The sequence below is a fragment of the Pseudomonas putida genome, from assembly GCF_001941965.1.
Classification (GTDB): domain Bacteria; phylum Pseudomonadota; class Gammaproteobacteria; order Pseudomonadales; family Pseudomonadaceae; genus Aquipseudomonas; species Aquipseudomonas putida_L.
In genome coordinates this window covers 412896-425795 of sequence record NZ_MKZO01000012.1, presented here as the reverse complement: position 1 = coordinate 425795, position 12900 = coordinate 412896, and the positions used below count along the sequence as shown (strand labels likewise).

The window sequence follows — 12900 nt, the reverse complement described above, 5'->3', positions numbered from 1 at the left end:
CAGAATCCTGAGGGGAGTTCTCATCATGGTTTTCTCCGTTCAGACGCTTGGGATCAAGCGGCCGGAGACCACTACGCCTGCTTGGCTTTGCGCGCTGCCTCGACCAAGCTGTCGAGCCAGTCCTGATGGCCGTTGATCATCGGGTTGGGTTTGGCGTTGTGCAGCTCCTCGGCCGGTTTGCCCTTCTGAGTTTCCTGCGTGAGGATGCGCACGCGCCTGCCGTCCAGGTTCTCAACCAGCCAGGCGTGATGCACATCCAGGCGCGTATCTGTGCCTTCCTCGCCGGACCAGCCGTGCCAGGCCACGCGGCCGGGTTGCCCATCCGCAGGTGGCACGTATTCGTTGCACTGCCCCTCTACCGGGAAGCCGAAGGTCTCGAAGTAAAACCGATCGCCGTCGGCCAGTACCGGGCCTTTGCCGTCATGAAAGCACACGTTAGCCGAGTTGGCGTAGTAGCTTGGCCACAGCGATGGTGTGACGAGTAGAGGCCATACGTCGGCCGCGCTCAAGCCGGCGGCGATGATCTCATTGGAGGCGAAATTCTCAGTAAAGCCCGGCGTGTAGCCTTCGGGCCAGAGGATGGCGTTCTGTTGCTTGCTCATATCGAAGCTCCTTCACAAAATGTCGATGACGCAACAGGGGTGGCTGCGTCATTCAAGTGGTCATGGAGCAAATCATGAGCCTCCATCTGCAATAAGTGAAATCCTAAGTTTCTATTTTTGATATCATAAAATATGATATCAAGGCCTAGGTTCTGCCATCCACCGACTAGGCTATCTCGCAGCGGCGCTACGAAAGGGCGCGTCTCCAATTGAGCCGACTGATTGCTTATTTGTAGTGCGAGGTAGAGTTGTGCTGAGCATGACGATAGGAGCGATCTTGCCTACTTGTTGTTAGCACAGGAAGTGAACAGCAGTGCTCGTATCCAGCGATGTGCTGGATCGTGATGGGTGCGTTCGTGCCAAGCAGCCGTCTTGGTGAACCCCGGTATCTTCACCGGCGGCAGGGAGATAGCCAGCTTGTCCATACCGGCGACCAAGCGGCTCGGCAAGATCGCAACCATGTCACTGGCACGCAGGATGTCTGGCAAGATCAGAAAGCTCTTGACCGACAGTGTGACGCTGCGTCGTTTGCCCAACTGTTCTAGCGCATCGTCGGTGACGCCGCGGAAACCTCCACCATCGTAGGAAACAAGCGCATGGTCGAGAGCACAGAACTGTTTAACGGTCAGCTTGCGCCCCATAGCCGCAGGATGGTCTTCCCGCAGGACACACACATAGTGTTCCTTGAACAGCTCTCGGGCATGCAGATTTGGCGGAGTGATCTCTGGCGTCAGGAGGGCTAAATCGATCTGACCGCGCTCAAGCTGGTTCTGTAGCTGCCCGCTCTCGACTGGCACTAATGAGACTCGTACACGCGGTGCGTGCCGTTTAAGTGCCGATAGAAATGGGACAGCAACGGCACGCAGCGCATAGTCCGTCGCGGCGATGGAGAAGGTCAGTTGTGCGGTGGCCGGATTGAAGGAAGGTGGCTGGAGCAGCGCGTCGATTTCGGCGAGCACCTGCTTGACAGGCATCCCTAGATCCAGCGCCCGCTGCGTTGGAACGATACCCCGCTGCGAGCGCGCGAAAAGCGGGTCACCGAAGCTCTCGCGCAACCGCGTCAGCATGCCACTCAAGGCCGGCTGGGTTAGTCCCAGACGGGCCGCCGCCCGTGTCACATTGCGTTCGTCTAACAATGCGTCCAGCGCCTTGAGCAAGTTGAGATCCATACTCTTGATATTTTTCATTTTTATTCCAATCTTAAATATCATCGTTTTTCATGATATCTAAATATTGCCTATGAGTGGAAGCAAGGCCCATTGACGGCTTTTTTTGGGTAACTTGCTTGGAACTCTGTATGCGCCGCAGTGCGCTTTCGCTTGCGGCGCTTTTCTTTGACTCGCCACCGCGCTCATTCTTTCTTTTCCCTCGACCATTGTGCTGCGAACGGTCTTTGACCGGCACTAGCCCAGAACCGATCCTGACGCCTGCGACACCCCCTGTGCAACGCTTTCAATGAGACACCAGCGCAGGAGAAATCGGAGGACAGGTCATGCAAGGGACGAACGTTCTGTTCGGCCAGATCGCTGTGGTAATCGGCATCGTGATCGCCGGCGTCTGGGGCGCCACACAATGGACAGCAGCGACCCTTGGCTATCAAGTACGCCTCGGATCGCCCTGGTTCGATCTTCTAGGTGTACCGGTTTATCACCCGTGGCGCTTGTTCGAATGGTGGTTCTTCTTTGATGCCTACGCGCCGCACGTCTTCGACACAGGCGGTGCGATTGCGGGTGGTAGCGGTTTGTTCGCTTTACTCGTCGCCATCGCCATGTCGGTATGGCGTTCTCGGCAGTCGCGGCTGGTTACGACTTATGGTTCGGCACGCTGGGCCGATGCCGTCGACATCCGCAAAGCTGGACTGACCCTCCCGGCGGGCGTCTTCCTCGGCCAACACGACGACCAATACCTCCGACATGAGGGGCCGGAACATGTCCTGAGCTTCGCACCCACGCGCTCGGGCAAGGGCGTGGGCTTGGTGGTGCCTACGTTGCTTTCGTGGCCGGCGTCCGCCGTCATTCACGACATTAAGGGAGAGAACTGGAAGATCACGGCGGGCTGGCGTTCGCGCTTTTCGCACTGCCTGCTTTTCAACCCCACCGATAGGCAGTCGGCCGCCTACAACCCGCTGCTTGAAGTCCGGCGCGGCGCACATGAAGTGCGCGACGTGCAGAACATCGCCGACATTCTGGTTGACCCTGAAGGTGCGTTAGAGAAGCGCAATCATTGGGAGAAGACCAGCCACGCGCTACTGGTCGGTGCAATCTTGCATGTTCTGTACGCAGGCGAGGACAAGACGCTGCGCGGCGTCGCCAACTTCCTCAGCGACCCGGCGTGTCCGTTCGAGCTGACGCTGCACCGGATGATGACGACGAAGCACCTGGGCGATGCGCCTCACCCGGTTGTCGCATCCGCTGCCCGCGAAGTGCTCAACAAGTCGGACAACGAGCGATCGGGCGTGCTCTCCACCGCCATGTCGTTTCTCGGCCTGTACCGCGACCCGACCGTGGCCGAAGTCACATCGCGCTGCGATTGGCGCATCGCCGACCTGATTTCCGCCGAGCACCCGGTATCGCTCTATCTGGTGGTGCCGCCCTCCGACATAAGCCGCACCAAGCCGCTGATCCGGCTCATCTTGAACCAGATCGGGCGGCGGCTGACCGAATCGCTCGACGGCAGCGATGGCATCGCGCGCCGGCACAAGCTGCTGCTGATGCTGGACGAGTTTCCGGCGCTGGGTCGCCTCGATTTTTTCGAGTCCGCGCTTGCCTTCATGGCCGGCTACGGCATCCGCAGCTTTCTCATCGCTCAAAGCCTGAACCAGATCGACAAGGCGTATGGGCAGAACCATTCCATCCTCGACAACTGCCATGTCCGGGTGACTTTCGCCACCAACGACGAAAGGACGGCGAAAAGGATTTCCGAAACCCTCGGCACCGCCACCGAGCTTCGCGCGCAGCGCAACTACGCGGGCCACCGCCTCGCTCCGTGGCTGGGGCACCTGATGGTGTCGCGTCAGGAAACTGCACGTCCGCTGCTGACGCCCGGCGAGGTGATGCAGCTTCCACCTGAGGACGCCGTAGTCATGGTGTCCAGCGTTGCCCCGATCCGCGCGAAGAAGCTGCGTTACTACGTCGACGCCAATTTCAAGGATCGCGTCCTGCCACCGCCCGTGCTCGCAGTCGGGAGGTACGCCGACGCGCCGCCAGCCCGCCCCGACGACTGGAGCGGCTTGGCGATCCCGGCCGTACCTACGGCGCCGACCTCGGTATCCGCCGATGGTCCGGGCGGCACCGATGACGGCGGCCCGCGCCGCCAGCTCGAACTCTCCGAAACCGTCGCCTACGAGCCCGAGTTGGACGCGTGTGCGAACGACCTGGAGCTGCTCGATGACGACGACCTGGCGCTCCCGCTTCCCGGCCAGCTCGACCCGGCCATGCAGCGCACGGCCCGGCTGGCTTCTCTCGACCCCAACGACGGAATCGACCTATGAGCCAATACCGCCTCAATCTTTTCATCCAGCCCGAGCACGCCAAGCGCCTGGATGAACTTGCCGCCAAGAAAGGCGTGTCCAAGTCCTCCATCGTCGCAGCGGCCTTGGCGTCCTGGCTGTCACCCGATGCGGGCGACCAGCGTGAGGCCGCCATTGCCAAGCGGCTGGATCGACTGTCGCGGCAGACCGAACGCATGGAGCGCGACCAGAACATCCAGATCGAAACGCTGGCGCTGTTCATCCGCTATTTCTTGACCATCAGCACGCCGGTGCCAGAAGCCCACAAGGACGCGGCCCGCGCCCAGGGCAAAGCGCGCTTCGAGCAGTTCGTCGAGCAGTTGGGTCGCCACCTGCTGCGTGGCCGCAGTCTGGTGCGCGACGTGGTGGAGGAACTGCACCCCGATCCGATGCGGATGGATGACGCAGCAGCGATGGCGTCCGCCGATGAGCGAGCTGCAGAGCGTGCGTCATGAGTGCCGTTCCGCAGATTCCGCCTGAATCTCGCTCATCCGCCGCGGCGTCCCAGGATCGCCGCATCCAGATGCTGCGCACGGCGATGGGGCCGCTGATCGCCGCTGCGCTCGAAGATCCGGATGTTGTGGAAATCATGCTCAACCCCGATCGCACCCTGTGGGTGGATCGGCTGTCGTCGGGTCGCTCGCCGCTGGGCGTGGAGATGCCCGAGGCCGATGGTGAACGCATCATCCGCCTGGTCGCCGCGCATGTCGGCGCGGAGGTGCATCGCGGCCAGCCGCTCTTGACCGCCGAGTTGCCGGAAACCGGCGAGCGTTTCGAGGGCATCCTGCCTCCGGCCGCCCCGGGGCCAGCCTTCGCGCTACGCAAGCGGGCCGTGAGCATCATCGGCCTGGATCGCTACGTGGCCGACGGCATCCTGACCGCCGGGCAGGCCGAGTTCCTGCGCCGCGCCGTGCGCGAGCGGCAGAACATCCTGATCGCCGGCGGCACCAGCACCGGCAAGACCACGCTGGCGAACGCGCTGCTGGCCGAGATCGCCGCCACAGGCGACCGCGTGCTGGTGCTCGAAGACACCATCGAGCTGCAATGCGCGGCCCGCGACCATGTGCCGCTGCGCACCCGCGCCGGCGTCGTCACAATGACCGAGCTGGTGCGGGCCACGATGCGCCTGCGGCCTGACCGCGTGATCGTCGGCGAAGTGCGTGGCGGCGAAGCCCTGGACTTGGTGAAGGTCTGGGGCACCGGCCACCCCGGCGGCATTGCCACCATCCATGCCGGCTCCGCCTTGGGCGCACTGCTGCGTCTGGAGCAACTGATCCTCGAAGTGGCAGTGAATCCGCCCCGCGCCCTGATCGCCGAGGCGGTCAACGTGGTGATTCACATCGCAGGCCGTGGCCGCAAACGTCACGTCGAAACCATCTCCCGTGTCGTCGGCTTCGACGGTGCGGGCTATCGCCTGACAGATGCGCTGGAAACGCCGTTTCCCGAGCTGCCGCCGGTTCCTCTTGCAGCCGCTGCCGCTGCGCCTTCCTCGACCCCTGACCAACCTGGAGAACTGCCATGACGCACGTTGATGCTTTCCGTCTTTCCGTAAATCCTATTTCTCGCCTGTCCAGCATGGCGCGGCTGCGCCACCTGGCCCGTCCCGCAGGGCAAGGGCTGCTGCTGGCCGCGCTGATGCTGTTGCTGGCGGGCACGGCGCAGGCCGCCGGTTCCTCGATGCCGTGGGAAGGGCCGCTGACCTCCATCCTCGAATCCATCCAAGGGCCAGTCGCCCGGATCGTGGCGGTGATCATCATCATCTCGACGGGGCTTGCGCTGGCGTTCGGTGATACCAGCGGCGGCTTTCGCAAGCTGATCCAGATCGTGTTCGGCCTGTCCATCGCGTTCGCCGCGTCCTCGTTCTTCCTGTCGTTCTTCAGCTTCTCCGGAGGGGCCGTCGTATGAGTAAGGCCACCGATCTTCCGGGCTTTGAAGTGCCGCTGCATCGCTCGCTGACCGAGCCGATCCTGCTGGGCGGTGCGCCGCGCACCGTGGCGATTGCCAACGGCACGCTAGCCGCCGCCGTCGGGCTGGGCCTGCAACTGTGGATTCCCGGCGTGGTGCTCTGGATCGTCGGCCACTCGCTGGCCGTATGGGGTGCGCGCGTCGATCCGCAGTTCATGCAGGTCTTCGCGCGGCATATCAAACACCGCCCGCTTCTGGACGTGTGAGGGGAGGACGCCATGCTGAACCTTGCCGAATATCGTCAGCGCCCGGCCTTGCTTGCCGACTGGCTGCCCTGGGCCGGGCTGGTCGCGCCGGGCGTTGTGCTGAACAAAGATGGTTCGTTTCAACGCACGTTCCAGTTTCGCGGCCCCGACTTGGACAGTGCGACACAGGGCGAGCTGATTGCCACGTCGGCGCGGCAGAACAACGCGCTTCGCCGTACCGGGTCTGGCTGGGCCTTCTATATCGAGGCCGAGCGGATGCGGGCATCGAGCTATCCGCAATCCTCCTTTCCCGAACCACTGTCCTGGCTGGTGGATGAGGAGCGACGCGCGGCGTTCGAGGAGTCGGATGGCCATTTCGAGAGCGTCTATCACTTCACGTTGCAACACCTACCGCCGCAAGAGTCTCGCGCCCGTGCGGCTGGGATGCTGTACGAGAACCGGCCCACTGAGGGTGTGGACTGGCGTGGTCGGCTTGATTCCTTCGTGGCAGAGACCGATCGCGTGTTCGACCTGCTCGATGGTGTGATGCCGGAGATTGCCTGGCTGGACGATAGCCAGACGCTGACCTACCTGCATGCCACAGTCTCCACGCGGCGCTATCGCGTCGGCGTGCCCGACGTGCCGTTCCATATCGACGCACTGCTGGCCGATGCCGCGCTGGTCGGCGGCCTGGCGCCCATGCTGGGCGATCAGCACCTGCGCGTGGTGTCGGTACGAGGCTTCCCGACCTCGACCTGGCCGGGGATCTTGGACGACCTCAACCGCCTGGGCTTTGCGTATCGCTGGAGTACGCGCTTCCTGTGCCTGGACAAAGCCGAGGCGGAACGGGAATTGGGGCGCTTGCGGCGCCAATGGTTCGCCAAGCGCAAGAACGTCATCGCGCTGCTGCGCGAAACGATCTTTCAGCAGGAAAGCCCGCTGGTCGATACCGATGCCAGCAACAAGGCCGCCGACGCCGATGCCGCCTTGCAGGAGCTGGGCAGCGATCAAGTCGCCTTCGGCTACCTCACCGCCACGGTGACGGTGCTCGACGCCGACCCGGCCGTGGCCGACGAGAAGCTGCGCATGGTGGAGCGCGTCATCCAGGGCCGGGGTTTCGTGACCATCCCCGAAACCCTCAACGCAGTCGATGCCTGGCTGTCGTCCGTCCCCGGCAACGCATACGCGAACGTGCGTCAGCCCATCGTTTCGACGCTGAACCTGGCGCACATGATGCCGATGTCAGCGGTATGGGCTGGGCCGGAGAAGAACGAACACCTCGATGGCCCGCCGCTGATCGTCACCCGCACCGATGGCGCGACGCCGTTCCGGCTGGTGACGCACATCGGCGACGTGGGGCACACCCTTGTCGCCGGGCCGACCGGCATGGGCAAGTCGGTGCTGCTCGCCATATTGGCCATGCAGTTCCGGCGCTACTTCGGCTCGCGGATCTTCGCCTTCGACATGGGGCGCTCGATGCGCGCCACCATCCTCGGCCTTGGCGGTGAGCACTACGACCTCGGTGCCGATGGCGGCATCGCCTTCCAGCCACTCGCGCGAATAGCCCACGAGGGCTACCGCACCTGGGCCGCCGAATGGGTGGAGGGCCGGCTGCTGCACGAAGGCGTGACGGTCGGCCCGGACGAGAAGGCTGCCATTTGGTCGGCGCTGCGAAGCCTTGCCGGTGCGCCAGTGGAGCAGCGCACCATGACCGGCTTGTCGGTGTTATTGCAGTCCAACGCGCTGCGCCAAGCGCTCGCGCCCTATGTGTTGGGCGGCGCCCACGGCAAGCTGCTGGACGCTGACCACGACCGGCTGGGCATGGCCGACGTGCAGGGCTTTGAGATGGAAGAACTGATGCACAGCCCCGCCGCCGTGCAAGCAGTGCTGCGCTACCTGTTCGCCCGCTTCGACGAACGTTTTGACGGCGCGCCCACGCTGCTGATCCTCGATGAAGCGTGGCTGTTCCTCGATGAGCCGTCCTTCGCGGCCCGCATCCGGCAATGGCTCAAGACGCTCAGAAAAAAGAACGTCAGCGTCATCTTTGCCACGCAGTCGCTGGCCGACATCAAGGACTCGACCATCGCGCCAGCCATCATCGAAAGCTGCGCGAGCAGGATCTTCTTACCTAACCCGCAGGCCACCGAGCCGCAGATTCGCACGATCTACGAAGGCTTCGGCTTGAACAGCCGCCAGATTGAGATCGTGGCGACCGCACAGCCCAAGCGCGATTACTACTACCAGTCGCGCCTCGGCAATCGCCTGTTCGACCTCGACCTGGGGCCTGTCGCGCTCGCATTCGCGGGCGCATCCACCCCTCAAGACCAACGCGATATTGACCGCGTGCTGACGCAGGCCGGCGCTCCCGGCTTCGCCGGCGCGTGGCTGCGCCATCGCGGCCTCGGCTGGGCCGCCGACCTGCTGCCGTCCGCTCCGGCGGCAGCTTCCTTTCTCGCTTCTCAACCGCTGGAGGTTTCACCATGAAGACCAAGCCCCGTTTGCTCTCTGTCTCACTCGCTGCCGTGCTGTCGGTATCGCTGCTGGCCGTGCAGCCCGCATCCGCGCTGACGGTGTTCGACCCGTCCAACTTCGTGCAGAACACGCTGACCGCCGTGCGCACGCTGGAACAGATCAACAACCAGATCAACCAGCTTCAGAACGAGGCGCAGATGTTGATGAACCAGGCCAGGAACCTGGCAAATCTCGACTTCAACATCGTCAACCGCCTGCGCTCGACGCTCGCCACCACCGAGCGCCTGATCGCCGAGGCGCGCGGCTTGGCCTACGACGTGCAGAGCATGGATGCCACGTTCGCCCGCCTGTACCCGGAACAGTACGCCGCCACCATCAGCGGCGACCGCATGGCACAGGACGCCCGCGAACGCTGGCAGAACACCTTGAACGGCTTGCACACCGCGATGCGGATGCAGGCGCAGGTGTCGCAGAACCTCGCCCAAGACGAAAGCGCGCTGGCCGATCTCGTGAGCCAGAGCCAGTCGGCCACCGGCGCGCTGCAAGCGATGCAGGCGACGAACCAGCTCCTGGCTTTGCAGGCCAAGCAGTCGATCCAGGCGCAGCAGCTCCAGATCACGCAAGACCGGGCCGCTTCACTGGAACTGGCGCGGCAAGCGGCGGCTATGGAGCGCGCCCGCGAAGTGCGGCGGCGCTTTCTGGGCACCGGCACGCCGTACACGCCGCAGTCCGTCAACTTCTATAACAACTGACCGGAGGCGGCCATGCGATGCGCTTCCGTCCTGATGGCCGTGCTGCTGACCGCGTGCGGCCAGCAGCCGGCCGAGAACCTGGCCGACGCCCTGGCCGCAGATCCGGTGCGGCTCAAGGCGTTGCGCGGGCAATGCGCGGCCGACCGGCAGGCCGTGGGCGAGGATGCCTGCCGCGCCGCCGCTGAAGCCTTCCGGCGGCGCTTCTTCGCCGGCCATACCGGGCCGGATGAATACAACTCGCTGGCTGAACTCCCGCCGATTCCGCCGAGCTTCGATACGCCCGCAGATGAATTGCCAGAGGGCGCCGTTCCGCTCACTCCGCCCGAGGATTCGCCATGAACGACGTGACCATCATCGACCGTTTCCTCGATACGTTCTCGCGCTACATCGACTCGGGCTTCGGCTTATTGCAGGGCGAAGTGGCATTTCTCACCGCCACGCTCATCGTCATCGACATGACGATCGCTGGCCTGTATTGGGCCATGAGCCACGCCACCGGCCAGGGCGACGACGTGATCGCCAAGCTGCTGCGCAAGGTGCTCTGTGTCGGCGCGTTCGCCTACATCATCGGCAACTTCAACTGGCTGGCGAGCATCGTGTTCCGCTCGTTCGCCGGCTTGGGAATTACCGCTACCGGCTCGGCCATCACGATGGAGAACTTCCTTCAGCCGGGCCGGCTGGCGAAGACCGGCATCGACGCAGCCGCGCCGATTCTGGAACAGATCGGGGACATGGCTGGGTTCCCCGAGGTGTTCGTGAACATCGACCCTATCGTGGTTCTGTTCATCGCCTGGCTGGTGGTGATCCTCTGCTTCTTCGTGCTGGCCGTACAGCTTTTCATCACGCTGATCGAGTTCAAACTGACTACGCTCGCCGGCTTCGTCTTGATCCCGTTTGCACTCTGGAACAAGACCTCGTTCCTCGCGGAAAAGGTGCTAGGCAACGTGGTGTCGTCAGGCATCAAGGTCTTGGTGCTGGCCGTCATCGTCGGCATCGGTTCAGGCCTGTTCGCCGAGTTCCAGGTGCATCCCGACGAACCATCCATCGACCACGCGCTGGTCGTGATGCTGGCCTCGCTCGCGCTGCTGGCGCTGGGCATTTTCGGCCCCGGTATCGCCACCGGCCTGGTGTCCGGTGCGCCACAGCTTGGTGCGGGCGCGATGGCTGGTGCTGCGGTCGGGGCTGTCGGCACCGGCGTTGCCATCGGCGCCGCCGTAACGGGCGTGGGCGGCGCCGTCATGGCCGGGGCACGAATGGCCCCGGCGGCCGCAAAGCTGGCCGGTGCCGGTGCGCGTGCCGCGACTTCGGCGGCCGGCAGTGCCCGATCGGCGTTCCAGGCCGGTTCCGCTGCGGCCGGCGGCGGTGCCAAGGGCGCGGCGGCTGGCCTCGGCAATGTCGCCAAGACTGGCGCACAAGCCGCAGGCCGCAGCGTCACCTCTGGTGCTTCCGCTGTTGGGCAGAAGGTGGCCGACTCCTTCCGCGCTGGCTGGAACGGCACAGAAGCCGGCAGCGACGGTGCTGGCCCCGGCCAGACCGCAGACGGCACCGCAGGCTCGCAGAAGCAACAGCAACCGGCCTGGGCCAAGCGGATGCACCGCCGCCAGCAGGCTACCCATGCCGCGACCACTGCCGCCCACACGCTGCGCGGCGGCGACGGCGGCGGCTCCGGGCAAGGCCCGAGCCTGCGGGATTCCGATACCTAACCTTCAAGGAGAACACCCATGCGATTCAAACGACCGCAGGTGCGCTACGCCGATACGCCGCAGCCTGCCACCCCGTATCAAGCCGCCGCCCAGGTGTGGGACGACCGTATCGGCTCCGCCCGCGTGCAGGCGAAGAATTGGCGCCTGATGGCCTTCGGCTGCCTAGTGCTCGCGCTGTTGATGGCCGGCGGCCTGGTGTGGCGCTCGGCGCAGTCCATCGTGACGCCCTATGTCATCGAGGTCGATCAAGCCGGGCAGGTGCGCGCCGTGGGAGAGGCCGCCACGCCGTACCGGCCCGGCGACGCGCAGATCGCGCACCACCTGGCGCGCTTCGTGACGCTGGTTCGCTCGCTGTCCATCGACCCCATCGTGGTGCGGCAGAACTGGCTCGATGCCTACGACTACACCACCGACAAGGGCGCGGCGGTGCTCAACGACTACGCCCGCACCAATGACCCATTCGCCCGCATCGGCAAGGAATCGGTAACGGTGCAAATCACCAGCGTGGTTCGCGCGAGCGACACGTCTTTCAACGTGCGCTGGACAGAGCAGCGCTATGTCAACGGTGCGCCCGCCGGCACCGAACGCTGGAACGCCGTGCTTTCGACCGTCCTGCAAACCCCGCGTACTGAACAGCGCCTGCTCAAGAACCCATTGGGTATCTACGTCAACGGCCTGTCATGGAGCCGCGAACTGGATTCTTCCGAAGGAGCCAAACCATGAAACTTCGTTTCCGCCTTTACGTTGTTCCTTTGACGCTGCTGGCCCTCGCGGGCTGCGCCTCGCAGGGGAAGCCGCCGCCATCCATCTCGCTCGACGAGACGGTGCTGGCCCAGCCGTTGCCCGAACCGCCCAAGCCCGTCGAAGTCGTCGCCGTCCCTGAACCGCTGGCGCTGCCGGCGCAGTTGAAGCCCCTGCCGGAACTCGATGAGGCCCCCGTTGCGCCGGAGCCGGCCGACGAAAAGGTGCGCGTTTCCCGTGCCAATGCAGAAGCGCGTATCGCGCCTACCCGTGAGGGCTACGTCAACGCGATTCAGGTGTGGCCGTTCACCGATGGCGCGCTTTATCAGGTCTATGCGTCGCCGGGGCGCGTGACGGTGGTTTCGCTTCAACCGGGCGAGGAACTGGTAACGGTCGCCGCCGGCGATACCGTGCGCTGGATCGTGGGCGACACGTCCAGCGGCGGCGGGGCCGATCTGCGCGTCAATGTGCTGGTCAAGCCTATCCGCTCCGGTCTGAAAACCAATCTCGTCATCACCACCAGTCGGCGCACCTACCTGCTGGAGCTGACCTCGACCGAGAGGGCATGGATGGCGTCGGTGTCCTGGGACTATCCGAAAGACCGAATGCTCGCGTTGCAGCGCCAGGCGCAGGCAGCGCAGGCAACAACGCCTGTCGATACGGGCCTGTCGCTGGACAAGATCCGCTTCCGCTACGCGGTATCGGGCAGCAACCCGCCGTGGAAGCCTCTGCGCGCCTTCGATGATGGAGAGAAGGTCTATATCCAGTTCCCGCCGGGCATCGCCCAGGGCGAGCTGCCGCCGCTGTTTGTCATCGGCGCGCAGGGCGACGGGCAACTGGTGAACTACCGTTTTCGCTCGCCGTACTACGTCGTGGATCGCCTGTTCGGCGCGGCCGAACTGCGGCTGGGCGGCGATGGCGGCGACGTGGTGCGGATCGAGCGCACCGATGGTGTTGCACGGAGGAACTGAC

The 12900-nt window shown here is 64.3% G+C and carries 13 protein-coding genes; 11 read left to right on the top strand and 2 right to left on the bottom strand.

Translation table 11 applies throughout. The features are described from left to right. Nucleotides 1–71: 71 nt before the first annotated feature. Both PSEMO_RS08990 and PSEMO_RS08985 read right to left on the bottom strand, forming a co-directional pair. The gene (locus tag PSEMO_RS08990; RefSeq protein WP_000043569.1) at nt 72–602 is read right to left on the bottom strand and encodes a hypothetical protein; all 531 of its coding nucleotides are present in this window, start codon (nt 600–602) and stop codon (nt 72–74) included. A 281-nt stretch (nt 603–883) separates the two neighbouring features. Next, the gene (locus PSEMO_RS08985; protein ID WP_023093368.1) at nt 884–1789 is read right to left on the bottom strand and encodes a LysR family transcriptional regulator; all 906 of its coding nucleotides are present in this window, start codon (nt 1787–1789) and stop codon (nt 884–886) included. Between the two features lie 305 nt (nt 1790–2094). On the opposite strand from PSEMO_RS08985, the gene PSEMO_RS08980 reads away from it, so the two are divergent. The 11 genes from PSEMO_RS08980 to trbG are packed head-to-tail and all read left to right on the top strand — an operon-like array spanning nt 2095 to nt 12899. Beyond that, nucleotides 2095–4092: a conjugal transfer protein TraG gene (locus tag PSEMO_RS08980; RefSeq protein WP_001163195.1), complete on the top strand. Its 1998-nt coding sequence runs from the start codon at nt 2095–2097 to the stop codon at nt 4090–4092. After that, nucleotides 4089–4565, top strand: a complete 477-nt coding sequence (locus PSEMO_RS08975; RefSeq protein WP_000085131.1) for a ribbon-helix-helix protein, CopG family — start codon at nt 4089–4091, stop codon at nt 4563–4565. Before PSEMO_RS08980 ends, PSEMO_RS08975 begins: the two co-directional genes overlap by 4 nt. Beyond that, nucleotides 4562–5632: a P-type conjugative transfer ATPase TrbB gene (trbB, locus tag PSEMO_RS08970; RefSeq protein WP_023093367.1), complete on the top strand. Its 1071-nt coding sequence runs from the start codon at nt 4562–4564 to the stop codon at nt 5630–5632. Before PSEMO_RS08975 ends, trbB begins: the two co-directional genes overlap by 4 nt. Beyond that, nucleotides 5629–6015, top strand: coding sequence for a TrbC/VirB2 family protein (locus PSEMO_RS08965; protein ID WP_000150010.1), 387 nt, complete (start codon nt 5629–5631; stop codon nt 6013–6015). Before trbB ends, PSEMO_RS08965 begins: the two co-directional genes overlap by 4 nt. Then, nucleotides 6012–6281: a VirB3 family type IV secretion system protein gene (locus PSEMO_RS08960; RefSeq protein WP_003092280.1), complete on the top strand. Its 270-nt coding sequence runs from the start codon at nt 6012–6014 to the stop codon at nt 6279–6281. The genes PSEMO_RS08965 and PSEMO_RS08960 overlap by 4 nt, the downstream gene beginning before the upstream one ends. Nucleotides 6282–6293: 12 nt before the next feature. Next, a complete protein-coding gene (gene trbE, locus PSEMO_RS08955) occupies nt 6294–8744 on the top strand; it encodes a conjugal transfer protein TrbE (protein WP_000933135.1) in 2451 nt (816 codons plus the stop codon). Further along, nucleotides 8741–9484 (top strand): P-type conjugative transfer protein TrbJ, encoded by a 744-nt coding sequence (trbJ, locus tag PSEMO_RS08950; protein WP_003092277.1) that lies wholly within the window; start codon nt 8741–8743, stop codon nt 9482–9484. Before trbE ends, trbJ begins: the two co-directional genes overlap by 4 nt. A 12-nt stretch (nt 9485–9496) precedes the next feature. Next, nucleotides 9497–9823, top strand: coding sequence for a hypothetical protein (locus PSEMO_RS08945; protein ID WP_014603538.1), 327 nt, complete (start codon nt 9497–9499; stop codon nt 9821–9823). Further along, on the top strand, nt 9820–11187 hold the full coding sequence (trbL, locus tag PSEMO_RS08940) for a P-type conjugative transfer protein TrbL (protein ID WP_023093366.1): 1368 nt from the start codon (nt 9820–9822) through the stop codon (nt 11185–11187). The genes PSEMO_RS08945 and trbL overlap by 4 nt, the downstream gene beginning before the upstream one ends. 18 nt (nt 11188–11205) lie before the next feature. Next, complete coding sequence (gene trbF, locus PSEMO_RS08935) at nt 11206–11910, top strand: conjugal transfer protein TrbF (RefSeq protein WP_001211312.1); 705 nt, start codon at nt 11206–11208, stop codon at nt 11908–11910. Beyond that, the gene (trbG, locus tag PSEMO_RS08930) at nt 11907–12899 is read left to right on the top strand and encodes a P-type conjugative transfer protein TrbG (protein WP_000776560.1); all 993 of its coding nucleotides are present in this window, start codon (nt 11907–11909) and stop codon (nt 12897–12899) included. The genes trbF and trbG overlap by 4 nt, the downstream gene beginning before the upstream one ends. Nucleotide 12900 lies beyond the last annotated feature (1 nt).